This window comes from Pseudomonas sp. Ma2-10 (genome assembly GCF_054330215.1).
On record NZ_JBTEYL010000027.1, the window covers coordinates 52107 to 76106 of the forward strand.

General features: G+C 59.3%; 27 protein-coding genes and 2 pseudogenes. 19 read left to right on the plus strand and 10 right to left on the minus strand.

Annotated features, from left to right (window positions below):
• Nucleotides 1–60: 60 nt before the first annotated feature.
• Entirely contained in the window at nucleotides 61–2352 is a 2292-nt protein-coding gene (gene bglX / locus ACXPVS_RS23595; RefSeq protein WP_458512044.1) for a beta-glucosidase BglX, read from the minus strand.
• 235 nt (nucleotides 2353–2587) lie between these two features.
• Between bglX and ACXPVS_RS23600 the strand changes: the two genes are divergently transcribed.
• The 4 genes from ACXPVS_RS23600 (at nucleotide 2588) to ACXPVS_RS23615 (ending at nucleotide 5980) form a co-directional block, all read left to right on the plus strand.
• Entirely contained in the window at nucleotides 2588–3199 is a 612-nt protein-coding gene (locus ACXPVS_RS23600; RefSeq protein WP_458512045.1) for a LemA family protein, read from the plus strand.
• Between the two features lie 43 nt (nucleotides 3200–3242).
• Complete coding sequence (locus tag ACXPVS_RS23605) at nucleotides 3243–3992, plus strand: TPM domain-containing protein (protein ID WP_458512046.1); 750 nt, start codon at nucleotides 3243–3245, stop codon at nucleotides 3990–3992.
• A 33-nt stretch (nucleotides 3993–4025) separates the two neighbouring features.
• On the plus strand, nucleotides 4026–4643 hold the full coding sequence (locus ACXPVS_RS23610; protein ID WP_458512047.1) for a TPM domain-containing protein: 618 nt from the start codon (nucleotides 4026–4028) through the stop codon (nucleotides 4641–4643).
• A gap of 110 nt (nucleotides 4644–4753) precedes the next feature.
• On the plus strand, nucleotides 4754–5980 hold the full coding sequence (locus tag ACXPVS_RS23615) for a class I SAM-dependent methyltransferase (protein WP_458512048.1): 1227 nt from the start codon (nucleotides 4754–4756) through the stop codon (nucleotides 5978–5980).
• Here ACXPVS_RS23615 and ACXPVS_RS23620 read toward each other — a convergent pair.
• Entirely contained in the window at nucleotides 5970–6884 is a 915-nt protein-coding gene (locus ACXPVS_RS23620; protein ID WP_458512049.1) for a DMT family transporter, read from the minus strand. The two genes, ACXPVS_RS23615 and ACXPVS_RS23620, sit on opposite strands and share 11 nt — an antisense overlap.
• 212 nt (nucleotides 6885–7096) lie before the next feature.
• Here ACXPVS_RS23620 and ACXPVS_RS23625 point away from each other — a divergent pair, with 212 nt between their 5' ends.
• The 3 genes and pseudogenes from ACXPVS_RS23625 to ACXPVS_RS23635 all read left to right on the plus strand — a co-directional run.
• Nucleotides 7097–7678 (plus strand): DJ-1/PfpI family protein, encoded by a 582-nt coding sequence (locus tag ACXPVS_RS23625; protein ID WP_458512050.1) that lies wholly within the window; start codon nucleotides 7097–7099, stop codon nucleotides 7676–7678.
• A 14-nt stretch (nucleotides 7679–7692) separates the two neighbouring features.
• On the plus strand, nucleotides 7693–7998 hold the full coding sequence (locus tag ACXPVS_RS23630) for a ribbon-helix-helix domain-containing protein (protein ID WP_458512051.1): 306 nt from the start codon (nucleotides 7693–7695) through the stop codon (nucleotides 7996–7998).
• Between the two features lie 31 nt (nucleotides 7999–8029).
• Nucleotides 8030–8179, plus strand: a pseudogene (locus ACXPVS_RS23635) (YegP family protein); the annotation flags it as partial.
• 51 nt (nucleotides 8180–8230) lie between these two features.
• On the opposite strand, the gene ACXPVS_RS23640 reads toward ACXPVS_RS23635, so the two are convergent.
• A complete protein-coding gene (locus tag ACXPVS_RS23640; protein WP_458512052.1) occupies nucleotides 8231–9250 on the minus strand; it encodes a DUF4917 family protein in 1020 nt (339 codons plus the stop codon).
• Nucleotides 9251–9406: 156 nt separating this feature from the next.
• On the opposite strand from ACXPVS_RS23640, the gene yiaY reads away from it, so the two are divergent.
• The gene (yiaY, locus tag ACXPVS_RS23645) at nucleotides 9407–10555 is read left to right on the plus strand and encodes an L-threonine dehydrogenase (protein WP_458512053.1); all 1149 of its coding nucleotides are present in this window, start codon (nucleotides 9407–9409) and stop codon (nucleotides 10553–10555) included.
• Here the strand turns inward: yiaY and ACXPVS_RS23650 are convergent.
• Together ACXPVS_RS23650 and ACXPVS_RS23655 are read right to left on the minus strand one after the other, a co-directional pair.
• Nucleotides 10552–11718: an MFS transporter gene (locus ACXPVS_RS23650; protein WP_458512054.1), complete on the minus strand. Its 1167-nt coding sequence runs from the start codon at nucleotides 11716–11718 to the stop codon at nucleotides 10552–10554. The genes yiaY and ACXPVS_RS23650 overlap by 4 nt on opposite strands.
• A gap of 21 nt (nucleotides 11719–11739) precedes the next feature.
• Nucleotides 11740–12975 carry an aminotransferase class I/II-fold pyridoxal phosphate-dependent enzyme gene (locus tag ACXPVS_RS23655; protein ID WP_458512055.1) on the minus strand — a complete coding sequence of 412 codons (1236 nt, stop codon included), beginning with the start codon at nucleotides 12973–12975 and terminating at the stop codon, nucleotides 11740–11742.
• A 239-nt stretch (nucleotides 12976–13214) separates the two neighbouring features.
• Here ACXPVS_RS23655 and ACXPVS_RS23660 point away from each other — a divergent pair, with 239 nt between their 5' ends.
• From ACXPVS_RS23660 to ACXPVS_RS23675, 4 genes are all read left to right on the plus strand, one after another.
• The gene (locus ACXPVS_RS23660) at nucleotides 13215–14123 is read left to right on the plus strand and encodes a LysR family transcriptional regulator (protein ID WP_458512056.1); all 909 of its coding nucleotides are present in this window, start codon (nucleotides 13215–13217) and stop codon (nucleotides 14121–14123) included.
• Between the two features lie 106 nt (nucleotides 14124–14229).
• Complete coding sequence (locus tag ACXPVS_RS23665) at nucleotides 14230–15423, plus strand: CaiB/BaiF CoA transferase family protein (protein WP_458512057.1); 1194 nt, start codon at nucleotides 14230–14232, stop codon at nucleotides 15421–15423.
• Nucleotides 15420–16361 carry a hydroxymethylglutaryl-CoA lyase gene (locus ACXPVS_RS23670; RefSeq protein WP_458512058.1) on the plus strand — a complete coding sequence of 314 codons (942 nt, stop codon included), beginning with the start codon at nucleotides 15420–15422 and terminating at the stop codon, nucleotides 16359–16361. Before ACXPVS_RS23665 ends, ACXPVS_RS23670 begins: the two co-directional genes overlap by 4 nt.
• Before the next feature lie 60 nt (nucleotides 16362–16421).
• A complete protein-coding gene (locus tag ACXPVS_RS23675; protein ID WP_458512059.1) occupies nucleotides 16422–17753 on the plus strand; it encodes an MFS transporter in 1332 nt (443 codons plus the stop codon).
• 74 nt (nucleotides 17754–17827) lie between these two features.
• Here ACXPVS_RS23675 and ACXPVS_RS23680 read toward each other — a convergent pair whose 3' ends face one another.
• The gene (locus ACXPVS_RS23680; RefSeq protein WP_458512060.1) at nucleotides 17828–18316 is read right to left on the minus strand and encodes a DMT family transporter; all 489 of its coding nucleotides are present in this window, start codon (nucleotides 18314–18316) and stop codon (nucleotides 17828–17830) included.
• A 77-nt stretch (nucleotides 18317–18393) separates the two neighbouring features.
• On the opposite strand from ACXPVS_RS23680, the gene ACXPVS_RS23685 reads away from it, so the two are divergent.
• A complete protein-coding gene (locus ACXPVS_RS23685; RefSeq protein WP_458512061.1) occupies nucleotides 18394–19305 on the plus strand; it encodes a LysR substrate-binding domain-containing protein in 912 nt (303 codons plus the stop codon).
• A gap of 31 nt (nucleotides 19306–19336) precedes the next feature.
• Here ACXPVS_RS23685 and ACXPVS_RS23690 read toward each other — a convergent pair whose 3' ends face one another.
• Both ACXPVS_RS23690 and ACXPVS_RS23695 read right to left on the minus strand, forming a co-directional pair.
• Nucleotides 19337–19516, minus strand: coding sequence for a type II toxin-antitoxin system RelE/ParE family toxin (locus tag ACXPVS_RS23690; RefSeq protein ID WP_458512070.1), 180 nt, complete (start codon nucleotides 19514–19516; stop codon nucleotides 19337–19339).
• A gap of 23 nt (nucleotides 19517–19539) precedes the next feature.
• Complete coding sequence (locus ACXPVS_RS23695; protein WP_458512071.1) at nucleotides 19540–19749, minus strand: CopG family ribbon-helix-helix protein; 210 nt, start codon at nucleotides 19747–19749, stop codon at nucleotides 19540–19542.
• Here ACXPVS_RS23695 and ACXPVS_RS23700 point away from each other — a divergent pair.
• The 6 genes and pseudogenes from ACXPVS_RS23700 (at nucleotide 19707) to ACXPVS_RS23725 (ending at nucleotide 23205) form a co-directional block, all read left to right on the plus strand.
• Nucleotides 19707–19964 carry a PA3715 family protein gene (locus tag ACXPVS_RS23700; protein ID WP_458512062.1) on the plus strand — a complete coding sequence of 86 codons (258 nt, stop codon included), beginning with the start codon at nucleotides 19707–19709 and terminating at the stop codon, nucleotides 19962–19964. The two genes, ACXPVS_RS23695 and ACXPVS_RS23700, sit on opposite strands and share 43 nt — an antisense overlap.
• Before the next feature lie 34 nt (nucleotides 19965–19998).
• A pseudogene (locus tag ACXPVS_RS23705) lies at nucleotides 19999–20217 on the plus strand (glutathione transferase); the annotation flags it as partial.
• Nucleotides 20218–20277: 60 nt separating this feature from the next.
• On the plus strand, nucleotides 20278–20916 hold the full coding sequence (locus ACXPVS_RS23710; RefSeq protein WP_458512063.1) for a LysE family translocator: 639 nt from the start codon (nucleotides 20278–20280) through the stop codon (nucleotides 20914–20916).
• Nucleotides 20917–21002: 86 nt separating this feature from the next.
• The gene (locus ACXPVS_RS23715) at nucleotides 21003–22352 is read left to right on the plus strand and encodes a diguanylate cyclase domain-containing protein (RefSeq protein WP_458512064.1); all 1350 of its coding nucleotides are present in this window, start codon (nucleotides 21003–21005) and stop codon (nucleotides 22350–22352) included.
• Between the two features lie 117 nt (nucleotides 22353–22469).
• Nucleotides 22470–22628, plus strand: coding sequence for a stress protein (locus ACXPVS_RS23720; protein WP_458512065.1), 159 nt, complete (start codon nucleotides 22470–22472; stop codon nucleotides 22626–22628).
• Between the two features lie 73 nt (nucleotides 22629–22701).
• Nucleotides 22702–23205 (plus strand): DUF4142 domain-containing protein, encoded by a 504-nt coding sequence (locus ACXPVS_RS23725; RefSeq protein WP_458512066.1) that lies wholly within the window; start codon nucleotides 22702–22704, stop codon nucleotides 23203–23205.
• A gap of 46 nt (nucleotides 23206–23251) precedes the next feature.
• Here the strand turns inward: ACXPVS_RS23725 and ACXPVS_RS23730 are convergent, their stop codons facing one another.
• Nucleotides 23252–23659, minus strand: coding sequence for a low affinity iron permease family protein (locus tag ACXPVS_RS23730; RefSeq protein WP_458512067.1), 408 nt, complete (start codon nucleotides 23657–23659; stop codon nucleotides 23252–23254).
• A gap of 63 nt (nucleotides 23660–23722) precedes the next feature.
• Nucleotides 23723–24000 (minus strand): hypothetical protein (locus ACXPVS_RS23735; RefSeq protein WP_458512068.1); only part of this gene is annotated, 278 nt, incomplete at its 5' end.

The window sequence follows — 24000 nt, forward strand, 5'->3', positions numbered from 1 at the left end:
GTGTGCACGACTTACTGACCAGATCGTTCCCACGCGTGGGAACGATCATTGCGCGCGGGATTACAGCAGTTCGAAGCTCTGCTGCGTCACGTCCTGTGAATCCAGGCCGATCTGTACGTTGAACTTGCCTGGTTCTGCTGCGTACTCAAGCTGTGCATTGAAGAACTTCAGCTCATCCTCGGTGATGGTGAAGCGCACGACTTTCTGTTCGCCGGCCTTGAGCATGATTTTCTGGAAATTCTTCAGTTCCTTGATCGGACGGATCATCGAACCGGTCACGTCCTGGATGTACAACTGCACCACGGTTTCGCCGTCACGCTTGCCGGTGTTTTTCACCATGACGCTGGCGTCGAGCTTGCCGGTTTTGTTCAGTGTGGTCGACGACAGCGCCATGTCGCTCAGACTGAAATGGGTGTAGCTCAGGCCGAATCCGAATGGGAACAGGGGGCCTGTGGTGTCATCGAAATACTGCGAGGTGTAGTTGCCCGGTTTGCCCGGCGTGAACGGCCGGCCAATGCTCAGGTGGTTGTAGTAGGTCGGAATCTGGCCTACCGAGCGAGGGAAGGTGATCGGCAACTTGCCCGCCGGGTTGTAGTCGCCGAACAACACGTCGGCGATGGCGTTGCCGCCTTCGGTGCCGCTGAACCAGGTTTCCAGAATCGCGTCAGCCTGTTCCTTCTCTTCGAGAATCGACAGTGGACGGCCGTTCATCAACACCAGTACCAGCGGTTTGCCTGTGGCTTTCAACGCCTTGATCAAGTCGCGCTGGTTGGCCGGGATATTCAGGTCGGTGCGGCTCGACGATTCGTGGGACATGCCACGGGATTCGCCCACCGCTGCCACCACCACATCGGCATCCTTGGCGGCTTTGACGGCTTCGTCGATCAGCACTTGGGCCGAGCGCGGATCGTCCACCACTTCCGGTGCGTCGAAGTTGAGGAAGTTGAGGTAATCGAGCACCTTCCTGTCGCTGGTAATGTTGGCGCCACGGGCGTAGATCAGCGTCGACTGCGCACCCAGTGCGGTGGTCATGCCATCGAACAGGGTCACCGATTGGGCGGGGCGGCCAGCGGCGGCCCAACTGCCCATCATGTCGATCGGTGCCTTGGCCAGCGGACCGACCAAGGCGATTTTTGCAGTCTTCTTCAATGGCAGGGTTTCGCCCTGGTTCTTCAGCAACACCATGCTACGGCGCGCGACGTCACGGGCCTCGGTGCGGTGCAGACGGCTTTCGGCGTAGGTGTCGGCCGGATCGTCCTCAGCTTTGCCGATGCGCAGGTACGGGTCCTTGAACAGGCCCATGTCGTACTTGGCGGCGAGCACTTCACGCACCGCGTTGTCGATGTCGCTTTGCTGGATCTCACCGGCCTTCAACAACCCTGGCAGCTCTTTGCCATAGAGGGTGTCGTTCATGCTCATGTCGATGCCGGCCTTGATCGCCAGCTTCGCGGCTTCGCGACCGTCACGGGCGACGCCGTGTTTGATCAGCTCGAAAATCGCCCCGTGGTCGCTGACGGCCAGGCCTTTGAAGCCCCACTGCTTGCGCAACAGGTCGTTCATCAACCAGGTGTTCGCGGTGGCCGGCACGCCGTTGATCGAGTTCAGCGCGACCATCACCCCGCCAGCACCGGCGTCGATAGCCGCACGGTACGGTGGCAGGTAGTCCTGGAACATCTTGACCGGGCTCATGTCGACGACGTTGTAGTCGCGACCGCCCTCGACCGCGCCGTACAGGGCAAAGTGCTTGACGCTGGCCATGATGCTGTCGGCCGCGTTCGCGCCCGTGCCCTGGAAGGCTTTGACCATCACGCCGGCGATGCGTGACACCAGGTAGGTGTCTTCGCCGAAGCCTTCGGAAGTCCGGCCCCAGCGCGGGTCGCGGGAGATGTCGACCATCGGCGCGAAGGTGATGTCGAGGCTGTCAGCCGCGGCTTCCTTGGCGGCGATGCGTCCGGACAGGCCGATGGCGTCCATGTCCCAGCTTGAGGCCAGGGCTATCGGGATCGGGAAAATGGTGCGGTGGCCGTGGATCACGTCATAGGCGAAGAACATTGGGATCTTCAACCGGCTGCGCATGGCCGCGTCCTGCATTGGACGGTTTTCCGGGCGGGTAATCGAGTTGAACGTGCCACCGATGTTGCCGGCTGCGATTTCCTTGCGGATCAGCTCCCGAGGCATTTCCGGGCCGATGCTGATCAGGCGCAACTGGCCGATCTTTTCATCGAGGGTCATCTGCTTCATCAGGTTGCTGATGAACGCGTCTTTGTTTTCCAGAGGTGCGGGCGTCGTGGCGGCCAATACGGTATGACTGGCCAGGCTGACGAACAAGCCCAGCAAACACAGCTTCTTCATGAATAGTTTTCTCAAAAGCCTAAACGGCGGTGAATACGCGCCGGTCAGCCAAAATTTAGGGAGCGACTATTGTTGTTCAGGTAAATGCAGGCACACTTGCGCAGTGTTTTTGCGCTGGGGCATCTTTTAGCCCATTGGCTCGATGCAATCCAGTGGCGGCAGATTATGCCCCATGAGCCGGGTTCAAAGTTCGAAGGTTATTTTTCAACGGAATGTGCAAGGGAGCATCACCCAGATGAATGTACGACACCACTATCGGTCGAGCCTGCAGGTTGCAGTCTTGATGTTGTTGACCACACTGCTGGCCGGCTGCGGCATCAACACGATCCCGACCCTCGACGAGCAGGCCAAGGCTGCGTGGGGCCAGGTGCAGAACCAGTACCAGCGCCGCGCCGACCTGATTCCCAACCTGGTGGAAACCGTCAAGGGCTACGCCCAGCATGAGCAGGAAACCCTGACGGCAGTGATCGAAGCCCGGGCCAAGGCCACGTCGATTCAGGTGGACGCCAGCACGCTGGACAATCCAGAAAAGCTCAAGCAGTTCCAGCAGGCCCAGGATCAGCTGAGCGGTGCCTTGAGCCGTTTGATGGTGGTGTCCGAGCGTTACCCGGACCTCAAGGCCAACCAGAACTTCCTGACGTTACAATCGCAACTTGAAGGCACCGAGAACCGCATCGCCGTGGCGCGTCGGGACTTCATCCTCGCCGTGCAGAAATACAACACGGAACTGCGTACCTTCCCCGGTCGCCTGTGGCACACCGTGATGTACAGCGATTTGCCGATCCGCGAAACCTTCGAGGCCACCAGCCCCGATGCGCAAAAAGCGCCTCAAGTGAAGTTCCAGTAAGCGTCGTGACGGGTTTGAAGTGTCACCACGGATGAGGTTGCCCATGCGCGTGTTGAAAGTTGGCCTGGTGTTGTTGCTCTGGGTGTTTGCCCTGACGGCTCAGGCCGCGTTGAAATTTCCGGAACTGACCGGGCGGGTGGTCGATATCGCCCAGATGATCGAGCCTGCGGTGCGTGAGCAATTGACGCAACAGCTTCAGGCCCATGAAAAAGCCACCGGCGAGCAGTTGGTGGTGGTCACGTTGCCGGATTTGCAGGGCACCGACATTGCGGACTTCGGGTATCAACTGGGGCGCTATTGGGGCATCGGCCAGAAGGACAAAAACAATGGCGCGTTGTTGATCGTTGCGCGTGACGATCGCAAGCTGCGGATTGAAGTCGGTTATGGCCTGGAAGATCGGCTGACCGATGCGCAAAGCTCAGTGATCATTAATCAGGTGATCACCCCGGCGTTCAAGGCCGGTAATTTCAGCAAGGGCATCAGCGACGGGGTCGCGGCAATGTTCGAGGTGCTGGGCGGCAATCCGCTGGATGAGCCGTCCACGGTGTATGACTCCGGTGGCAATCAGGAAAGCGACTTCATCGCACGGCATCCGGGGATCTTCGTGTTTCTGGTGATGCTGTTCATCCTGACGATGTTTGTCTGCCAGATGCTCGGGATTGTGCCCCGCGGTGGCGGTGGCCGAGGCGGTTCCAGCGGCGGGTTCGGCGGCGGAGGTTTTGGTGGCGGCGGCGGGGGCTTCAGCGGCGGCGGTGGCAGTTTCGGGGGCGGCGGTTCCTCGGGCGGCTGGTGATCACACAACAATAGCGAGTGGGCATTCTTAAACATGGCACTACTGACCGAACACGAACAACGCAAAGTCGCCGAGGCGATTGCCCGGGTCGAGCGCGATACGGACGCCGAACTGGTGACCGTGCTCGCGGCCCGCGCCGATGACTATGCGTACATTCCGCTGCTCTGGGCCAGCCTGCTGGCGCTGGTGGTGCCGGGTGTCGTGCATTACCTGACCGGCTGGCTGACCCTGCACAGCTTGCTGCTGGTGCAATGGATCGCGTTCATCGTGCTGTGCCTGGTGTTCAGGATTGCGAAAATCACCACATACCTGATCCCGCGCTCGGTGCGTCACTGGCGCGCCTCGAACCTGGCACGCCGGCAGTTTCTGGAGCAAAACCTGCACCACACGGTGGGCAGCACCGGCATGCTGATCTTTGTCTGCGAAGCTGAGCGTTATGTAGAAATTCTGGTGGATGAAGGGATTTCCAAACGGCTGGACAACAAAAACTGGGATGAAATTGTTGCGGCATTCACTCAGCAGGTGAAGCAGGGACAGACATTGCAGGGGTTTGTGACCTGTGTGGAGGCGTGTGGCGAGTTGCTCAAGGTGCATGTGCCGGTGACGCATGTGAGGAATGAGTTGCCGAATCGCTTGGTGGTTTTAGGCTGATCTCAGCTGCTACAGCTCACACCGTTCGGGAAATTACCCGTGCCCTCAATCCCCATCCGCCCTAAAATACCCGCCATTCCCGATTCGCACCGCCCGAGGCCGTTTTTTCCATGTCTGTTACCGCCACTCCCGCCAGCCTCGTGCCGGATCATCACGCCCAGTTCATCGATCTGCTGCAATCCAGTCTTGACGACAACGCCTTCATCAAACTGGTGCTGGCCAAGTACGTCGGCACTGAAATGGAGTTGCAGCGGCTGATTATCAAGCAGCTGACAGTCAAGGATCAGCCCTGCCTGTCCTTCGTTTACCGCTATAAGACCCGCGACATCACCAAGAATTTGCCGATTGCCGAAGGCGTAGCGACCATCGCCGCACTTTTGCCGGCATCGTTCAAAAATGCACATTTGCTGTCGCTGACTGATGAAGTTCAGCTTGAATACAGCAAAAAGGGCAAGTCTTCGCTATTCAAGAGCAAACCTCAGCAATTACGTGAAGTGCCGTCCGCCGAGCACAACCGCGAGAAGAACCGCTTTCTCGACCTGAGCCGGCCGTTCCTCGCGGACCTCGGCGTGACCAACCAGCAACACGAGCTGATCCCGGCGATGTCACGCAAGTGGAAGCAGATCAACAAGTTCATCGAAGTCTTCAGCCACGCGTTGACCACGTCACCACTGGCGCTGGACAAACCGGTTCAGGTGGCGGATTTCGGTTCAGGCAAGGGTTACCTGACGTTCGCGATCCATGACTATCTGCGCAACACCTTGAAGGTCGAAGGCAGAGTGACCGGCGTCGAGTTGCGCGAAGAAATGGTCAACCTGTGCAACGCAGCGGCCGCAAAGCTCGAACATCCGGGACTGGTGTTCAAGTGCGGTGATGTGCGCAGCGTGGCGCCGAGCGAGTTGGACGTGATGATCGCGTTGCATGCCTGCGACATCGCCACCGACTACGCGATTCACACCGGCATTCGTTCCGGTGCCTCGATCATCATGTGTTCGCCGTGCTGCCACAAGCAGATCCGCCTGCAGATCCAGAGCCCGGCGCTGCTTAAGCCGATGCTGCAATACGGTCTGCATTTGGGCCAGCAGGCGGAAATGGTCACCGACAGTTTGCGCGCGTTGTTCCTGGAAGCCTGCGGTTACGAGACCAAGGTGTTCGAGTTCATCTCACTGGACCACACCAACAAGAACAAGATGATCCTGGCGGTCAAACGTGCCGAGCCGGTTGATCCGGCCCAACTGTTGGTGAAGATTCAGGCGCTGAAGGATTTCTACCACATCAGCGAACATTGCCTCGAAACCCTGCTGCGGGCCGACGGGCTGCTGGTTGCTAAGGCTTGATCTGAATCCCTGCCGGTAACGTGCCCGGTTGTGCCGGGCGCACAGCCGTCTTGCGTCCCAACATCACGGCCACGATGACCCCGGCGGCAAACAGCCAGGTGATCGGCTCGATGTGTTCGCCGAAGAACAGCGCCGAAAAAGCGATGGTGAAGAAGATCTGCAACAGTTGGATCTGACTGACCCGGGCAATGCCGCCCATCGCCAGCCCGGCGTACCAGGCGAAGAAACCGATGAACTGCGAGAACAGCGATACGTAACCGAAGGCCCACCAGGTCTTGGTCGAAATCGCGCCCTGATGTTGCAGCGCCAGATACACCACCGGCCCGATCAGCAACGGCGTAGACAGCACCAACGCCCAGCAGATCACCTGCCAACCGCCCATCTCCTTGGCCAATCGGCCGCCTTCGGCATAACCCAGGCCTCCCACGGCAATCGCTCCGAGCATCAGTAAATCACCGGTCTGAATACTGCCGGCACCGCTGATCAGCGCATAACCGAGCACCAGCGCGCTGCCCAGTGCGGCGCAGGCCCAGAACGCTTTCGACGGTCGTTCGTGGGACAACCATGCGGCGTACAGTGCCACGCACAACGGTTGCAGGCCGTTGACCAGTGCGCCGTGAGACGCCGGCAAGGTTTGCATGGCCCAGGCCGAGAGGACCGGGAAACCGAGGATCACTCCGGTAATCACCAGGGTCAGGCCTTTGACCTGTTTCCAGGTTGGCCATCTCTCCCGGCGCCACAGCAACAACATCGCCGCCGGAACCGCGGCGAACAGCGCGCGGCCCAGGCCGTTGAGCAGCGGATGGAGTTCCTGCACGACGATCCGTGTGAAGGGCAGGGTGAGGCTGAAGATCACAACGCCGAGCAGACCGAGGGCCATGCCGGTGTTTTCGCGCGAGGACATGATGGCAACCAGAATCGAGGGTGGCGGGAAGGCCTTCATCTAGCCATAAACCGTGGGCGTTGCTCTGTTACAGCTAGGCGCAGAGTTATCCGTACAGTTTTAGGATGCCTTCGCGGTCCATCAGGTAGTAGCTGGTTATTACCCGACCCTGCGGATAAGGACTACTTTGAACACTCCTGCAGGCCCACGTATTTCCCAGAGGAGTCCTCCCCATGGCTGCCAAGAAAATTCTGATGCTGGTCGGCGATTACGTCGAAGACTACGAAGTGATGGTGCCGTTTCAGGCGCTGCTGATGATCGGTCACACGGTGCACGCCGTTTGCCCGGACAAAACCGCTGGTCAGACCGTGCGCACGGCAATCCATGACTTCGAAGGCGACCAGACCTACAGCGAAAAACCGGGTCACCTGTTTGCCCTGAACTTCGACTTCGCCAAGGTCAAGTCCGAGGACTACGACGCCCTGCTGGTACCGGGCGGTCGTGCGCCGGAGTACCTGCGCCTGAACGAAAAAGTCCTGGAACTGGTGCGAGCGTTCGACAAGGCTGGCAAACCGATCGCCGCCGTGTGTCACGGTGCACAATTGCTGGCGGCCGCGGGGATTCTCGAGGGTCGTGAGTGCAGCGCCTACCCGGCCTGTGCCCCGGAAGTGCGCCTGGCGGGCGGTACGTTCATCGATATCCCAGTGACGGAAGGTCACGTTCAGGGCAATCTGGCCACTGCGCCAGCCTGGCCGGCGCACCCGAGCTGGCTCGCCGGTTTCCTCGGGTTGCTGGGCACCACAATCACGCTGTAACGGGGGACCTTCCCATGTGCGAGCTCTACGTCAAAGCCGATCCGATTCTCTACGAATCGCGCTCCCGCTCGCTGCGCATCTGCGGGGTAGTCACCACCCTGCGGCTGGAGAATCAGTTCTGGGACATCCTCAGCGAAATCGCCGAGGTCGACGGCATGACCACCAACCAGTTGATCGCCAAACTGTATGAAGAGGTGATGGACTACCGCGGCGAGGTGGTAAATTTCGCCTCGTTTTTGCGGGTCAGTTGTACACGGTATCTGATTCAGCGACGGGTGCAGGCGCCGGCGTTATCGGTGGTGCGCGCGGTGGTGAAGTAGGGCGGGTTGGTCTTTACTCTGAAGCGCGAAACCATTCAATAATCTCAAGGCTGGTAACCACGAGATCATCGGTAGCAGCGAGGCTTACACCTGCGCTGCCGCGATGGATAAAGGCATCGCCAGCGTGAAGGTCAACGGGCCGACCACGATGATCAAGGACAAGACCTTGCCGGTGCTCTAAATACGCCGCTGATCGTTCCCACGCTCACACCCGCGAGGGAGCGATCTTGACCTAAACTTCGACCGGCACCGTCAACGTCGGGCTGCCCAGCGCATGCGTCTTCGAATCAAAAAACCGCAACTCACTCCCGGTTCCTTCAAACACCTTCGCGTAGTGCCGCTTCTGGTGCTGAACGAACGCCTTGCTGCGCGGATAAATCGAGATCGCCACCACTTGCGGTTTCGCCAGGCGCAAGGCGTCAATGATGTGGCTGTCCTGCTCACCCAGGGCATGGCCAAACAGGCACAACCCGCCGCCATGGCCAAGTAGCTGGTCGTAGCAGAACGACAAGTAGTCCGAGCTGCGAATGGTTTTGAGCTTGTCCTGCGCCGGACCTTCGTTGACGAACAGCGGCACGTCGTCGAGGGTCTTGATCGTGTTGTTGATCGCGAAGCTGCCGAGCAACGTGCCCTCGGTCGACATCAGTTTGCGCGCCGTGCCATCCTGATTCCGCACCAGATGCAACCCGCCATGCAGGTAAAGCAGGCGGGTTTTATCGGTCGCGGTGGCGCTCAGATCAAAGCTTGATTCTGCACCCTGAAACAGGTCGCTGATCGCATCAGGCTGGCGCTGGAGCGCCCAGGAATTGAGCAGGTCGTAGTTGGTGGTGAACACGGTCTGGTAGCGGCCCAGTTCCTGATTGATCGTTGCCAGCGTCGAAGGCACGACCAGCCGCCACGGGATGTGCACCGCGTGCACGGTGTTGATCAGCGCTTCCTTGATCGCATAGTAACGATTGCGCGGTGCGGCGGAACTTATGGCCAGGGCTTTGTTGACCCGACTGGTGGTTTTCAGCGCGCTGAGCACCTGCTCGAAGCTGCGCGTCTGCAGGGCGTCAAACACGCTCAGTTCGGACGGGCTCAAGGGTTTTTCTTCGACGGTACGGGCGTTTTCGAACAGCGAGTCGTAGCCGAAGTCGTCCCACACGGCACGACTGGCGCCGTTGCCCACCAGCAGGCCGCGGAACGAGGCGGTGGCGCGCAAGGCGTTCCAGTCTTCAAGTTGGGCATCAACATCCTGGAAATCGGTCATTGCGTTCAAAGTCTCAAAGCAGAAGGTCTGATGGGCGGCGACTTTATCACGACCAAGACTTGAGCCAGATCAAGTTGCTGCGTGAGCGATAGGCCGATCCTGTGGGTACCCGCTGGATCGGCGCTGCCGGTTCGGCCTCAGCCAGGAGAATCGCTCATGAGCAGCACGTTTTTCATCCCCGCCGTGAACATCATGGGCATCGGTTGCCTCGACGAAGCCATGGACGCCATTCGCAAGTATGGCTTTCGCAAGGCGCTGATTGTCACCGACGCCGGGCTGGCCAAGGCGGGCGTAGCGAAGATGATTGCTGAGAAACTGGCAATGCAGGACATCGATTCGGTGATTTTCGACGGCGCCAAGCCTAACCCGAGCATCGCCAACGTCGAGAGCGGTCTGGGTCTGCTGAAAGAAACCCGCTGTGACTTCGTGGTGTCCCTGGGCGGCGGTTCACCCCATGACTGCGCCAAAGGCATCGCGTTGTGCGCGACCAACGGTGGGCAGATTCGCGATTATGAAGGCGTCGATCAATCCACCCAGCCGCAACTGCCGCTGATCGCCATCAACACCACCGCCGGCACCGCCAGCGAGATGACCCGTTTCTGCATCATCACCGACGAATCCCGTCACGTGAAAATGGCCATTGTCGATCGCAACGTCACGCCGCTGCTGTCGGTCAACGACCCGGCGCTGATGGTCGCCATGCCCAAGGGCCTGACGGCGGCCACTGGCATGGACGCACTGACCCACGCCATCGAAGCCTACGTTTCCACGGCGGCCAATCCGATCACCGATGCCTGCGCACTGAAGGCGATCACGTTGATCAGCAACAACCTGCGCCTGGCCGTCCGCGACGGCGGTGACATGGCCTCGCGGGAAAACATGGCGTACGCGCAGTTCCTCGCTGGCATGGCGTTCAATAACGCCTCCCTGGGTTATGTCCACGCCATGGCTCACCAGTTGGGCGGGTTCTATGACTTGCCTCATGGGGTGTGCAACGCGGTACTGCTGCCCCACGTACAAAGCTTTAACGCGCTGGTTTGCGCCGATCGCCTTAGCGATGTCGCCTTTGCAATGGGCGTCGAGGTTCACGGTTTCACCCCGGAAGAGGGCGCCCAGGCGGCCATCGTGGCGATCCGCAGCCTGTCCCAAGACGTGGAAATCCCCGCTGGCTTGCGTGAGCTCGGCGCCAAGCTCAACGACATCCCGATCCTCGCCACCAATGCCTTGAAAGACGCGTGTGGCCTGACCAATCCTCGCGTGGCGGATCAGCGCCAGATCGAGGAGATTTTCCGCAGCGCTTTTTAGGAGGTTTTTCGACCGGGCGCGAGCATGACGCAGAGCATCGCGCCCAACGCCAGCAAGGTACACAACAGTGACAACGGCCATGCTTGCGGGCTCGCGATCAAACTGGCGATCCCGCCGATTACAGCAGCCATCAGTTGATGAATGAAACCGCTCAACGCCATCGCATACGCACCGCCAACCGGCGAACCGTCATTGGCCAGGGACAGGCTGATCGGATAAGTCAAAGACTGGCCGAACACCGCAACGCAATAGGGCAACCAGAACAGCAGCGCCACTGCAGTGCCCGCCAAACTCCCCAGCAACATCACCGCGCTGCCGGTCAGCACCAGCCCCACACCCGCCGTTATCAACCCGCGTTGACCGGTGCGAAGTACAAAGCCATTGACCCCCAAAGCCCCGAGAAAATACGCCACGCTGATCGGCCAGCCCAACAACCCGTATTCCACGGCCGACCAGTTGAACGGTCCTTGCAGAATCAGCGGCGCTGCGGTGTTGAACGCCACAATCACTCCGTACCCAAGGCCGCCGGTGAGGGCCGGTAACAGAAAGGCCCGATGACGCAAAATGCGCCAGTAACTCGGCCAGGCGGATGACGGGGTCTTTTCCTCGGCCAGCATCGGGAACGTAACCCGAGCCACGACCAGCGCCATCATCAGACTCACAGCACCCAACAGGTAGAAGATCGCTGGCCAGCCCAGCGCCACCTGGATGATCGACCCCAGGTATTGGCCAATCCCCAGCGCCACCACAAAGGAAATCGACAGCCAGGACAACGCCTTGGCCAGCAGGTCGCCACGGAAACTGTCGCGGATCAGTACCCGGGCCATGACCGAAATGCCACTGGCGCCAATGCCCTGAACCAGTCGAAACGCCAGGAACGATTCAAGCGTCTGGCTCAGGGGCAGGGCCAGATTACCCAACCCGTAGATACCCAGCGCGGCGAGCAACACCGGTTTTCGACCGATGCGCTGGCCCAGGCTGCCCCAGAACAACATCGGCAATGCCATGCCGATCAGATACACCGCCAGCCCCCAGGAAAGCTGCGAGGCGTCAGCGGACAGATCCCGGGCCATGTCCGGCAGTGCCGGCAGGTAAATGCTCATGCCCAATTGGGCAAGGAACACCGTGCAGCAGGTAACGAGGAGGGTGGTGCTGCTCTTCATTGACTCTTCCCTGGTTTCAGTTCAACAGCCGCTGTCTCTGCCTCGAGTGCGTAGTAGCTCGGTGATGAGTTCACAAAAGTGTCGGATCAGCGTCGGCTCCATGTCGGCGCGCAGTGTGATTCTGATGGCTGCCTTGCCTTGCGCGACCACCGGGAAAAAGACCGCCGAGGTGAAGAAGCCGTGATTGGCCAATTCCATGGCGATGTCGTTGGCCAGCGCTGCTTCGCCGCAGTTGACCAGTCGAATCGCCATGTTGCTGTTGTGTTGATCGGTTCGTATGAGGCTGTCGAACAGCCGGATATTAACCTGAAGTTTTTCCTGTAACGCGGCAAATTCCGGCGTGTGATGAAGCTGGATGGAGGCTCTGCCGGCGCCAATGGCTGCACTGTTCAGGCTTTGCGACCAATTGCTGGGGCCGCCGTAACGTGCAATGAGCCTCTTCTGCCGTTCATTGCCCAGCATTACCAGACCACCGCTGGCGCCAAACGACTTGGCCAGCGAGGCGACGATCAGGCAGTCATCTTCCAGGGCGTGCAACCTTGGGCGTACGAGGCCTGCGCCCGATGTTCCGACGGCGGACAGCGCATGGGAATCGTCCAGGTAGAGAAACAACCCATAGCGGTCCTTCAGATACAAAAGACTGTCCAGGTCTGCGACCCCGCCCATGCTGTAGGCGCCGTCGGCGACATACGCAACGGTGCGGTGCTGCTGGCACTGCTTCTCGAGAAAATCCATGTCGTTATGAGGACAGGTCACGACCGTGGTTTCATCGGCACAGGCGGCTTTGAGGTGATTCATCGAGTAATGCGCCAACCGGTCAAAAACCATCACGGGAGGACGGTTTTCCGTGAATACGCCGCTGGCCAGCAAGGGCAGAATCCCGGCACTCGCCGCACTGCACGACAAGGTACTCAGGCAACTGGCGCCGAATAACTCGGACAATTCGATTTCGTACTGTTCCAGAATGGCCAGCTTGCAGCGGTTCTTTGAATTGGCGACGCGCAGGGTGCCGGTTTCCCACAGTGTGGTCATGGCGCCATCGAGAATATCGGGATGGTGATCCAGGCCCAGGTAAGACGTCGTACAGAAATGGTGAAACGCGCGCCCGTGTTGATCGAGCATTCGGTTGGCACTTCTGATTTCGACGTTGAGCCCTGAAATTTTCCCGGCTTCAGCGCTCTCCCAATCGTGATCGGCCAACGCGATGACTTTGCGGTAGTTGGTGTAGCGGTTTGTCGGCTGTGCTGTCTGGTCCATATGAAAATGACTTTCCTTGAGTGAAACGATCCATGGGTGTGTTGCAGTGAGTGTGTGTTTCCAGACTTTACAGAGTGCGGCGGAGGCTTTGAATCGGCTGTTTCCGGTACGGCTGAGTGTTACAAGAGATTTATGTGTAGGGCGATGCCTTGTGAGGTTGTGGGCTAATTGCTTTGCCGAGGCGCGTAGAAACCGGGCTATCCTGCCGACTCAGTCGAACAGAAGTCATCGAGCCCTCCATGCTGCAAAAAAGCCTGATCCGCCGCCTCGACCTGTTCACTCTCCAGTTGTTTGTCGCCGTTCATGAGGAGGGCACGCTGACCCGTGCCGCCACGCGTGAAGCCATCGCCGTGTCGGCGGCCAGCAAGCGGCTGATGGAGTTGGAAGAAGCGCTTGGCATCAGCCTGTTCGTACGCCAGGCCAAGGGCATGACCTTGACGCCGGCCGGTGAAACCTTGTTGCACCATGCTCGGCAGATGCTGTTCAACGTCGAAAAAATGGGGCTCGAACTGGGCGAGCACAGCCATGGCGTGCGCGGCTATGTGCGGATGCTCGCCAACCTGTCGGCGATTATTCAGTTTCTGCCCGAAGACCTGCGGGACTTCTCCGAGCGTTATCCTCAGGTCAAGACCGACCTCGAAGAGCGTCCCAGCAGCGGGGTGATTCAGGGTGTGCTGGATGGTGTAGCCGACCTGGGGATCTGCTCCAGTGACAGCGACGTCAAAGGGCTGCACAGCGTGCTTTATCGACAGGACAAACTGGTGGTGTTGATGCTGCCTTATCATCCGTTGGCGAGACGTTCCAGCCTGGCTTTCGCCGATACGCTGGGCAGCGATTACGTCGGTCTGCACTCCGCCAGTTCGATCAATAGGCGTACCCACGCGGCCGCGCGCCAGGCCGGCAAAGTGCTGCGGCTACGGATTCATGTACCAGGTTTCGATGCCATGTGCCGGATGGTCCAGGCCAACATGGGCATTGGCATCCTGCCGCAAAAGGCCTATGAGCTGTTTGGCCGGGCGCTGGGCTTGCACGCGGTGCCGTTGACGGATGACTGGTCGGATCGCGAGTTGGTACTGGTGGTGCGCGATGAAGCGGCGCTGTCGCCGGTGAGCCGGATGTTGTTCGAGCAGTTGCGCGGGGCGAATTGAGCGTTCGCGTATCGCGAACGCTCGTTGCCAATTGAAGGTTGGATTCCTGGCCTCGTGGTCCTCTAGCCTTGGCTCATATTCCAAGAACAACATGAGGTACCCCGCGATGACTGCCCCCTTAAGTGCAATCAGAGTGATCGAGATCGGCACGCTGATCGCCGCGCCGTTCGCCGCGCGCATGCTCGCCGAGTTCGGCGCCGACGTGATCAAGATCGAAGCTATGGGTCAGGGCGACCCGCTGCGCAAATGGCGCAAGCTGCACGAAGGCACGTCGCTGTGGTGGTACCTGCAATCGCGAAACAAGAAGTCCCTCGCACTGAATCTGAAATCTCCCGAAGGCATTGAACTGGTCAAGCAACTGGCGACCAGCGCCGACGTGTTGATCGAAAACCTGCGTCCCGGCGCCCTGGAGAAACTCGGTCTGGGGTGGGACGTGTTGCACGCCCTCAACCCTAACCTGACGCTGGTGCGTATTTCCGGTTATGGCCAGACCGGGCCGTACCGTGATCGCCCGGGCTTCGGCGCCATCGGCGAGGCCATGGGCGGGATCCGCTACACCACGGGTACCCCCGGTTCACCACCGGCTCGGGTGGGGGTCAGCCTCGGCGATTCCCTGGCTTCTTTGCATGCGGTGATCGGTGCCTTGATGTCATTGCTGCGGGTCAAGACCGGGCAGGGCGGCGGGCAAGTGGTCGATGTGTCCTTGGCTGAAAGTGTGTTCAACGTCATGGAAAGCCTGGTGCCGGAATACGACATGCTCGGCCATGTTCGTGAACGCAGTGGCGGGGCCTTGCCGGGCATTGCGCCGTCCAACACTTACTTGACCGCCGATGGCGCCTACGTGGTGATCGCCGGCAACAGCGACCCGATCTACAAGCGCTTGATGGACGTCATCGGTCGCCGTGATCTGGCCGATGCGCCGGAGTTCGCCCATAACGACGGGCGTGCCGCCAAGAGCAACGTTCTCGATGCGGCGATCACTCACTGGACCAGCAGCCTGCCGATCGACGATGTGCTGTCGGCACTGCAAGCTGCCGAAGTCCCGGCCGGGCGCATCTATTCAGTCGCCGACATCGTCGCCGATCCGCACTATCAGGCGCGGGACATGCTGCTCAACGCCGACCTGCCCGGCGGTACCTCGGTGAAAATGCCCGGCATTGTGCCGAAAATGTCCGAGACACCCGGTGGCGTGAACTGGTCCGGACCTACGTTGGGTCAGCACACCGACGGCATTCTCGAGGGACTGGGTCTTACGAGGCCAGACATCGAACGACTGAAAGCTGCCGGGGTGGTGCAATGATCACTGATTTTTCCGAGACCCTGATTGTTCAGGAAGTCTCCCCCCGCGACGGCTTGCAGATCGAGCCGACCTGGGTCGAAACCGTCGACAAGATTGCCTTGATCAATCAGCTGTCGCTGGCTGGTTTCAGCCGCATCGAAGCAGGCTCTTTCGTTTCCCCCAAGGCTATCCCGGCGCTGCGCGATGGTGAGCGGGTGTTCAAGGGCATCACCCGGCAACCGGGGGTGATTTACGTCGCGTTGATTCCCAACCTGAAAGGTGCGCAACGGGCGCTGGCGACGAGGGCCGACGAGTTGAATCTGGTGATGTCCGCCAGCCAGACCCACAACCTGGCCAATATGCGCATGCGTTGCGAAGCCTCGTTGGCGGCGTTCGGCGAGATCGTGCAATACATTGGCGGGGCGACGGTGCGACTCAACGGCAGCATCGCTACCACCTTCGGCTGTCCGTTTGAAGGCAAGATCGACGAGGATCGCGTGCTGCAAATCGTCGAGGCTTATCAGGCGCTCGGGATCCAGGGCATTACCCTGGCCGACACCACCGGCATGGCCAATCCGCGACAGGTTGATCGTCTGGTGCGGCGGGTCTTGCAGCGAGTGTCACCGACTGACTTGACCCTGCATTTCCACAACACCCGCGGGCTCGGTCTGTGCAACGTGCTGGCCGCCTACGAAGCCGGTGCCCGTCGCTTTGACGCGGCACTGGGCGGGCTCGGTGGTTGCCCGTTTGCGCCGGGCGCTTCTGGCAATATTTGCACCGAAGATTTGGTCAACCTGTGCGATGAGATCGGCATTCACACCGGCATCGATCTGCCGCTGTTGCTGCAATTGTCGCGAGGATTGCCCGCGTTGCTAGGCCACGAAGTGCCCGGTCAGTTGGTCAAGGCCGGACGCAACTGCAATCTGCATCCAGCCCCGCAATCCATCACAACTTTGTAATCCCACACCAGACAACAAAAACAATCGGACCCCCGCGGGAAGTCCGCCTGGAGAAACACTATGAGCCTTAATGTACTGGAGGCGGGCGCGAGCCCGTCCGTTAGCCACGACGAAGAAAAAGCCCTGGTCAGCAAAGTCGCCTGGCGCCTGATGCCGTTGATCATGGTGTGCTACCTGTTCGCATTTTTCGACCGCATCAACATCAGCTTCGCCAAGTTCCAGCTGCAGGCCGACCTGAGCCTGAGCGACACCGCTTACGGCCTCGGCGCCGGGTTGTTCGTGGTCGGTTACGTGATCTTCGAAGTGCCGAGCAACATGATGCTGTACAAAGTCGGCGCCCGGCGCTGGATCGCCCGGATCATGATGTCCTGGGGGCTGGCCACCGCGGCCATGGTCTTCGTCAACAGCGAATGGCAGTTCTACGCCCTGCGCTTCGTCATCGGTGCGATGGAAGCAGGTTTCGCCCCAGGCGTGCTGTATTACCTGACGCTGTGGTTCCCGCAGCACTATCGCGGGCGCATCACGTCGATGCTGTTTCTATCGTCGGCGTTTGCCGGTCTGATCGGCGCACCGTTCTCCGGGCTGGTGCTTCAACACCTCGACGGCTTCCTCGATATGCGCGGCTGGCATTGGCTGTTTCTGCTGGGCGGGGTGCCTTGCATCGGCCTCGGCTTGCTGGTGCTGACGTTGCTCAAGGACCGCATCGAAGACGCCCATTGGCTTACGTCGTCAGAGAAAACGCTGCTGGCCAGCCGTATCGCTCATCATGAACCGCACAAGAGTGGCGGCTCGTTGCTCGCCGCACTGCGGATTCCGGGTTTCCTCACGCTCGGGCTGATCTACTTCCTGATTCAGGTGGCGTCCTACGGCTTGAACTTCTGGGCTCCGCAACTGATTCGCAGCGCCGGCACCGAGAGCCCGGTGATGATTGGTTTGCTGACCGCCATCCCTTACATCTGCGGCGCCATCACCATGGTGGTGATCGGGCGGTTGTCTGACTCGACTGGCGAGCGCCGCAAGTTTGTCGCAGGGTTAGTCGCAGTGGGCGCGGTGGGGTTCTTCTGTGCGGGGATCTTCGCCAACCATACGACCTTCCTGATTGTCGCGCTGGGCTTGCTCGGTGCCGGGATCATCGCGTCTATCCCGAGCTTCTGGACCCTGCCGCCAAAACTGCTGGCCGGTGCCGGCGCAGGGGCTGCCGGTGGGATCGCGGTGATCAACACCCTCGGCCAGTTCGGCGGCATTGTCAGCCCGGTGATGGTGGGGCGGATCAAAGACCTGACCGGCAGTACCACGCCGGCGCTGTATGTCATCGGCGTCTGTGCGCTGATCGCCGTGGCACTGCTGCTGTGGGGGTTGCCGCAGAAGTTGCGTACGCTCGACAAGTTTTAAACGTTTCGCAGGCTACGCCGGTTCCTGCATCGACCACGCATCGCTGCAGGCGCTGGCGCTGGCGAAGGTTGCGATCAAGATGTTGCTGTTATCGCTTTTTCCAATGTGCCACCGAACTGAATCAACACCACTCCAGCCATTAACAACACCGCCCCAAACACCCGCGACACTGACATCTGTCGCTCCATCAACCCAAACCACCCGAAGTGATCCAGCACCAGCGAGGCAACCACCTGCCCCGCCAGCGCCAAAGCAATAAACCCCGTAGCCCCGAGTTTGGGCAGTAGCATCAGCGCCAGCGAAATGAAACACACCCCAAAGGCGCCACCGGCCCACATCCACAGTGGCGCCTTGCTGATGAACGCCAGCGACGGCAACGGTAAGCGCAGTGCCAACATAACCGGCAACAACACCACAATACTGACCAGCAACGACGCGAGGGTCGCCCACAACGGATGACCCAAACCGCGCCCGAGGTTGGTGTTGATTGCGCTTTGAAAAGGCACCACCGCCCCGGCTATCACGGCCAGCAGCAACAGCCCGGCCCAATGCAACGTACTCATGATGAATCTCCAACAGGTTTTGCTGGACTCTAGAGTATTCGTCGCGCAGATTTAAATTCCAAATAGCTATCAAGAACATGCATCAAATGAATGATCTTCGGCGCGTCGACCTCAATTTACTGGTGATCCTGGACGCCTTGCTCAGCGAGCAACACGTGACCCGTGCCGCCGAGCGCCTGCACCTGAGTCAGCCCGCCGTCAGTCATGCCTTGGCGCGATTGCGTGATTTGCTCGGCGATCCTCTGCTGGTCCGGGCGGGCGCCAGCCTCGTGCCCACCCCGCGAGCCCTGGAGTTGATGGCGCCGTTGGCCGAAGCCCTGGCTCAGGTGCAATCGCTGCTGGCGCCCAATACCTTCGATCCGGCCACCGCCAAACGCACGTTTCGACTGGCGATGTCCGACTATGGCGCTGCAATCGTCCTGCCGGGGTTGATACGAACCTTGCGCCGGGAAGCGCCGGGCATCGATCTGCAAATCAGCCATGCCAGCCGCGAAGGCATGCTCGAAGGCGTGCTCAACGGCGACATCGACGTGGCGGCAGGCGTCTTTCCTGAGTTGCCGAACGAGTTGCGCAGCAGCCCATTGTTCGAAGAGCACTACGCCTGTCTGGTCGACCGCAACAGCCTGTCCGCCGATGGCGTGCTCGACCTGTCGACCTACCTCGCCCGTCCCCATGTCCTGCTGGAAATGCGCGGCAGCGGCACCCCGGAAATCGAACGGGCCCTGACAGCCCTGCGTGAACGTCGTCGCGTGGCGATCAGCCTGCCGCACTGGAGCGTCGCTCCGGAATTCATCAGCGGCACCGACCTGATCCTCACCGTCGCTTCCCGAGGGTTGCTCAATATCGATGAGCAATCGTTGATCGTGGTCCCGCCGCCGTTTCATATTCCGTCGTTTACGTTTGTGTTGGTTTGGCACAAGCGGCGGGGCGGGGATCAGGCGTTGAACTGGTTGAATGGGCGGATTGGGGAGGGGGGCAGGCACGGATGAGGTTCTATCCAGTCCCCTGATTTTGTAGTGTTTACCAACTGGCAGGCGGAAGGCGTCTGGTATGGAAGACCCTTAGTGCCTGCAGGCGTCCTTGGCGACCGGTTGCCGGGAAGCGCGCAAGGTGGTCGACGCTGGCAAGGATGGCTTGGACGAAGCCCGCTGCGGCTTTCGGATTCTCAATTGCTATATAAGCGGCTTCGTCATCGACGATTTTTTAATGCGGTACGCAAGCACTCAACGCGCATTGGCAGTCCACTTATCAGAGATTGCTTTCACCTCCTCAGGTGTCGCGAAGTCTCCAGCGTCTGCGTCCTTCAGAGCTTTTTGAATGTCCTCAATTTGCCAGGCTTCTCTCGCGAGATATTCACGCAGAGCACCTGCGTCCAGTGCTGGAGGGGCTGGTGGTTGCCAAGAACACGGGTGAGTGGATGGGCGACTGCACAGGTCAGGGGCAGGACCTACGCAGAACAGTCGATATCGGCAAATCGGCTCACAACGGATTTGCAGACTTGATCGTCACTTCAAGCACCATCGTGCTGAAAAACTTCAAATCAGGCGAGGAGTGTCTTTCTAAAACCCGCGATCTGAAAAAAACACAGATCACGCTGAGCTACGATGGCAAACACTACGTCATGCCTGATGAACTCAAAGATTACTGAGAAAATGCTCACCGGCCTCAACCACCTGACCCTCGCCTTCCACATCAGCGCAACAGACTTCCCGCTCTTCGTCGAACGCCTGCGATCCGCCAACGTCCAGGAATGGCGCAACAACCGCAGCGAAGGCGCATCGTTCTATTTCCTCGATCCGGACGGTCACAAGCTCGAAGCGCATGTCGGCGACTTGGCATCGAGACTGGCAACCTGTCGGCAGCAGCCCTATGCAGGAATGAAGTTCTTCGACGATCTGTAAGTCGGGTTCCGGGAACCTGGGATAGACTGCGTGCATTCACACCGGCTCAACAGGATTCCAATGACCCCAGCGCTGCTAATGGCTGTTCTCGCCTCTGGCTTTATCTACGGCATCACGCCGGGGCCGGGTGTGTTGGCGGTGTTCGGCATCGGCGCGGCGCGTGGGCGCAGGGCTGGGGCGGGGTTTCTCTGCGGGCATTTGCTGGGGGATGTGGTCTGGTGCAGCACCGCGCTGATCGCGATTGTTGGTGCACGGGAAATCGGCAGTACCGCATTCGATGTGCTGGGAGTGCTCAGCGGGCTGTACCTGTTTTGGCTTGGTCTGCGCGCGGTTCGCGCTCGACGCAGCAGTGACGAAGCACCTCAAGGCCCGGCGCGGCAGCCGTTCTGGCACGGCATTCTGTTTGGCCTGACCAATCCGAAGGCTTACCCGGTGGCGGTAGCGACTTTTACGGCGCTGCTGTCCAGCCGTGCCGAATTGCTGCACTGGTCGATGCTGCCGTGGCTGATCGTCCTGAGCTTCATCGGTGGCCTTATGGCCTACGCTATCCTCATTGGCGTTGTCGGTGCGCGGCAGGTGCGCACTATGTACCAGCGCCATGAGCTGTTGATTACCCGGCTGTGTGGGGTAATGTTTATCGGTTTTGCCATCAATGCCCTGGCGCATGCATTGCCGGGGTTGGTGACGAACAAGGCTTGAGGCTGATTGCAAGGAGGCGTCAGTTGTACTGATGAGTCAGGAAGGGTTCTTTTTTTGCTGCATTGTACGGACACGCTTACCGCACTATGGCAACCAGAAATTCCGCGCCGTTGGCGAGCTTTATCGATCTCTTGCTGGACGCCGTCTGTGCGGTCGATAAACAAGGTCGCTTCGTATTTGTCAGCGCGGCGTGTGAACGTATTTTCGGTTACACCTCCGAAGAGCTGATCGGCCAGCCGATGATTGACCTGGTGCATCCCGCGGATCGTCAGCGCACCCTCGATGCTGCGCGAGAGATCATGGGCGGCGACTCCAAGCTCAATTTCGAAAACCGCTATGTGCGCAAAGATGGTCGAGTGGCGCACATCCTCTGGTCGGCGCGCTGGTCGGAGGTCGACCAGCTGCGCATCGCCGTGGCACGCGACATCACTGAGCGTAAGCAGGCCGAATCCCGGCAAGCGGCGTTGTATGCGATTTCCGAAGCCGCCCACGCGGCGGAAGACTTACTGGCGCTGTTCAAACACATCCATTTGATCATTGGTGAATGGCTGCCGGCGCTGAATTTTTCCGTGGCGCTGTATGACGAACACTGCGCACAGCTGAATTTCCCTTATCACGTGAACGACCTGGAACTGCAACCGGAGCAGCCCGGAACGATCATCGGACGTCTCTGCTCCGAGGTGGTACGCAGAGGCCAGCCGATTCTGCTGACCCCGGATCAGGACAATCCGCTGACGGGGTTTGAGGCGCTGGTCGCGGGCCAGCATTCACCTTGCTGGCTGGGTGTACCGTTGAGTTCACAAAACGGCACCATCGGTGCGCTGATCGTTAAAAGTGTTCCCGGTGGTGAGCGCTACACCGAGCAGGACAAGGAACTGCTGCAATACGTTTGCGCCCAGGTCGCCACAGCGATTGAGCGCAAACAATTGCATGCCAGACTGCAGCGCATGGCCCAATACGACCAACTGACTCAACTGCCCAACCGAGAGTTACTCCGTGACCGCCTTAAAGACTCGCTGACGCTGGCGCGGGCTGACTCCGGCCGAATGGCACTGCTGTATGTCGACCTCGACCGCTTCAAGCAAGTCAACGACACCCACGGTCATGCGGTAGGCGACATGCTGCTGCAAGCGGTCGCCAATCGTCTCAAAGGCTGTGTGCGTGAAACCGACACGGTGGCGCGCATCGGCGGTGATGAGTTTGTTGTGTTGTTGCACAGCATCCACGCCTCGGAAGACGCTGACAGAGTAGCGGGAAACATCCGACAGGTTTTGGCTCAACCCCTGCGTCTGGACGGTCACAGCCTGATCATCCAGACAAGCATCGGCGTTGCGCGATACCCCGACCATGGCACTGAAGAAAAGCAGTTGTTCCGGTATGCCGATGAGGCCATGTACGCCGCCAAGCGCCAACATCAGCAGCGCCTAGGGGCCTGAAAAAACTGCCACCGTTCGTCGCGGCGATTTCAACTTTTCTAAACCTTTGCGGTGATCGATATTCTGATTCTATGCGGGTTCCTGCTCGCTGCGATCATCACCAAGAGGTAGCGAATCATGCCTGATTCAAGAAACTCGAACTCGGGAAACATCGCCAACGATCGAACGAAGGCGTCTGAATCCGGTCGCAAAGGTGGGAGAACTACCACCACGACTGTCGATAAAGACCCTGCGAAACCCGATATGGGCCGCAAAGGTGGTCAGAAATCGAAGTAGCGATGAAGGTAGTTTTTATTGAGAGGCGGGAGCGTAAGCGTCCGTTTGAATTTTTTACGAGGAGGGCGCGACCATGAGCCGGATGGCCACCCGATTATGCAATGCCAGTTTTGCCATGTTGCTGGGTCTGTGCGCCAGCAGTGCCTTTGCCCAGTCCCCCGCCGAATTCATCAACGATGCGTCGGCCAAAGGCGTGGCCGATATCGAATCCAGCCGCTTGGCGCACCAGAAAACCGAATCCAAAGAGGTTAAGGATTACACCATTGTCGTCATCAACGACCGCACCACCGCCAACCAGCATCTGGCGAAAATCGCCAAACAACTGGATTTGCCGGTGGCTCCGCGCGAAGAGGTCGTTGATAAAGCCAAAGCCTTGATGCCGCAAGTGAAGGATGGCGCCAGCTTCGACGAGGCCTACGCGGCCAGTCAGGTGAAAACCACCCAGGAAGCTATCGAGCAGCTTCAACAGGCAGCGCAGACCACCGATGTGCCCGAAATCAAAGCCTTCGCCGAAGAAACCCTGCCCAAATTGCAGAGCCATCTGCAAATGGCCAAGGCGCTGCAAGCCAGTCGCTAACCTACGCAGTACGCGGGTGACCCCGGGCCACCCGTGTTAACTCCGATCAGCATTCGTTCAAATCCTGCTTACCCTCCTGGGCGACGGTACCGTCCAGGGAAATCGTTTCGCCCTCGCCAAGTTGCCGATATTGCTTTCTCAGCGCTTCCAACTGCTTGAGGTCCAGCGCCTCAAGCCCCAACATCGCGTTCTGCGCCTCTTTTGTCACCCGCAGCAACTCATCGACCTTCAAGTGCAAAATGTCCGTGTCGCGGTTCTGGGTATTCTGGATCAGGAACACCATCAGGAAGGTGATGATGGTGGTCGACGTATTGATGATCAGCTGCCAGGTGTCATTGAAGTGAAAAATCGGCCCACTCAGGCCCCACAGGAAAATCAGAATGATTGCTCCTATGAACGTCTTGGGGTTGCCGGCCCACAGGGCAAGTTTCTGAGCGATTTTTGCGAATTTCATTGCCGTGTTCCTTATAGGGATTCGCCTGATTTTCAGACAGCACGGGCATGATGAAAATGCTGATTACATTCTTGGCTCAATAAAAAGCCGGTAACTCGTATCTTGCGAGGTGCGAAATTGCACTCCACTTGACCAGGCAGTTACATGCGATCTGACCACCGATTTATTTCGGATGTGACCAGCACAATCAGTAACCATGATCGACTGATAGCTGGGCATTGCCGCCGGTGGCGACGGGCAGAAATCGGCCCAGAGTGTGTAAAAACGCTTTCGCGAACCCTTGCTATGATTTCTGAGGACTTCATCGTAAGGATCGCCCATGAAGCGCTTCATCCAAGGTG

Bases quoted from the DNA above. Each gene is read 5' to 3' on its own strand.
- bglX (WP_458512044.1), bottom strand. From the start codon at position 2,352: ATGAAGAAGCTGTGTTTGCTGGGCTTGTTCGTCAGCCTGGCCAGTCAT.
- ACXPVS_RS23600 (WP_458512045.1), top strand. From the start codon at position 2,588: ATGAATGTACGACACCACTATCGGTCGAGCCTGCAGGTTGCAGTCTTG.
- ACXPVS_RS23605 (WP_458512046.1), top strand. From the start codon at position 3,243: ATGCGCGTGTTGAAAGTTGGCCTGGTGTTGTTGCTCTGGGTGTTTGCC.
- ACXPVS_RS23610 (WP_458512047.1), top strand. From the start codon at position 4,026: ATGGCACTACTGACCGAACACGAACAACGCAAAGTCGCCGAGGCGATT.
- ACXPVS_RS23615 (WP_458512048.1), top strand. From the start codon at position 4,754: ATGTCTGTTACCGCCACTCCCGCCAGCCTCGTGCCGGATCATCACGCC.
- ACXPVS_RS23620 (WP_458512049.1), bottom strand. From the start codon at position 6,884: ATGTCCTCGCGCGAAAACACCGGCATGGCCCTCGGTCTGCTCGGCGTT.
- ACXPVS_RS23625 (WP_458512050.1), top strand. From the start codon at position 7,097: ATGGCTGCCAAGAAAATTCTGATGCTGGTCGGCGATTACGTCGAAGAC.
- ACXPVS_RS23630 (WP_458512051.1), top strand. From the start codon at position 7,693: ATGTGCGAGCTCTACGTCAAAGCCGATCCGATTCTCTACGAATCGCGC.
- ACXPVS_RS23640 (WP_458512052.1), bottom strand. From the start codon at position 9,250: ATGACCGATTTCCAGGATGTTGATGCCCAACTTGAAGACTGGAACGCC.
- yiaY (WP_458512053.1), top strand. From the start codon at position 9,407: ATGAGCAGCACGTTTTTCATCCCCGCCGTGAACATCATGGGCATCGGT.
- ACXPVS_RS23650 (WP_458512054.1), bottom strand. From the start codon at position 11,718: ATGAAGAGCAGCACCACCCTCCTCGTTACCTGCTGCACGGTGTTCCTT.
- ACXPVS_RS23655 (WP_458512055.1), bottom strand. From the start codon at position 12,975: ATGGACCAGACAGCACAGCCGACAAACCGCTACACCAACTACCGCAAA.
- ACXPVS_RS23660 (WP_458512056.1), top strand. From the start codon at position 13,215: ATGCTGCAAAAAAGCCTGATCCGCCGCCTCGACCTGTTCACTCTCCAG.
- ACXPVS_RS23665 (WP_458512057.1), top strand. From the start codon at position 14,230: ATGACTGCCCCCTTAAGTGCAATCAGAGTGATCGAGATCGGCACGCTG.
- ACXPVS_RS23670 (WP_458512058.1), top strand. From the start codon at position 15,420: ATGATCACTGATTTTTCCGAGACCCTGATTGTTCAGGAAGTCTCCCCC.
- ACXPVS_RS23675 (WP_458512059.1), top strand. From the start codon at position 16,422: ATGAGCCTTAATGTACTGGAGGCGGGCGCGAGCCCGTCCGTTAGCCAC.
- ACXPVS_RS23680 (WP_458512060.1), bottom strand. From the start codon at position 18,316: ATGAGTACGTTGCATTGGGCCGGGCTGTTGCTGCTGGCCGTGATAGCC.
- ACXPVS_RS23685 (WP_458512061.1), top strand. From the start codon at position 18,394: ATGCATCAAATGAATGATCTTCGGCGCGTCGACCTCAATTTACTGGTG.
- ACXPVS_RS23710 (WP_458512063.1), top strand. From the start codon at position 20,278: ATGACCCCAGCGCTGCTAATGGCTGTTCTCGCCTCTGGCTTTATCTAC.
- ACXPVS_RS23715 (WP_458512064.1), top strand. From the start codon at position 21,003: ATGGCAACCAGAAATTCCGCGCCGTTGGCGAGCTTTATCGATCTCTTG.
- ACXPVS_RS23720 (WP_458512065.1), top strand. From the start codon at position 22,470: ATGCCTGATTCAAGAAACTCGAACTCGGGAAACATCGCCAACGATCGA.
- ACXPVS_RS23725 (WP_458512066.1), top strand. From the start codon at position 22,702: ATGAGCCGGATGGCCACCCGATTATGCAATGCCAGTTTTGCCATGTTG.
- ACXPVS_RS23730 (WP_458512067.1), bottom strand. From the start codon at position 23,659: ATGAAATTCGCAAAAATCGCTCAGAAACTTGCCCTGTGGGCCGGCAAC.